We start from the raw sequence: 792 nt of genomic DNA on the forward strand, positions 1-792 counted from the left end.
GCCGCCGGGTGGTCTTGGGCGCGGTGTCCAGCTCTCCGGCGATCGGTGCGAGCACCTCGGCCTGCGGCGACTCGCCGCTGCCGGTCGCCGCGGTGGACGCCTCGACCGGCGCGTCGGTCTGCTCCGCCTGGTTCAGCGGGGCGGCCTTGCGACGGCTGGCCCGCTTACGGGCCGGCGGCTTGGTCTCGGCGACGCCCTCCAGGGCGGCGACGCCTTCAGCGGTGGCGCCTTCCGCACTGGTGACGCCCTGGGCGGTGCCGTCGTCGGCGCTGCCGGAGGCGGCACCCTGGGCGCTGGCGGAGGCCGCGCTCGCGGCGCTGCCGGAGGCGGTGGCGGCGTTGTCGGCGGGCGTCCCGGTCGGCTCTGCGCCGGTCCGTTCGCCGCCCTCGGGCTCGTTCTCGAGCATGGACGTTCTCCAGTTCTGGCTGCCCCGGGCGCGGGTGAGCGCTGCCACGCAGGGTTGCCGCAAAGGTGTTTCCGCCGGGCGCGCAAACGCGCGACCGCCGAAGTCTGCCTGCCAGAGCGTTGACCGACGGTCAGCGCTCTCCGATGGTTGCCCCGTCGCGATCCGCTTCCAACGGATCGACGATCTCGCCCTGCGCGGTCAGCGTGCCCTGCGCCAGCCGAATCACCTTCGGGGTGACCGGCGGCTCCAGGGCGGCCACCGCACGGAGGCCGGACAGGACGTCATCGGGCCGAACGGACGGGGTGACCTGCCGCACGACCAGTTCGAGTATCGCACACGGTACGGCCGCCGCTTCGGAAGGCGTCTCAGACGGAGACACCACATCG

General features: G+C 74.0%; 2 pseudogenes. Both read right to left on the reverse strand.

The annotated features are described in order from the left end of the window. Positions 1 to 406: pseudogene (locus KBX39_RS32315) on the reverse strand (ribonuclease E/G); the annotation flags it as partial. A 130-nt stretch (positions 407 to 536) separates the two neighbouring features. Then, positions 537 to 792, reverse strand: a pseudogene (locus tag KBX39_RS32320) (hypothetical protein); the annotation flags it as partial.

Source organism: Micromonospora sp. D75, assembly GCF_018070405.1.
Lineage (GTDB): Bacteria > Actinomycetota > Actinomycetes > Mycobacteriales > Micromonosporaceae > Micromonospora > Micromonospora chalcea.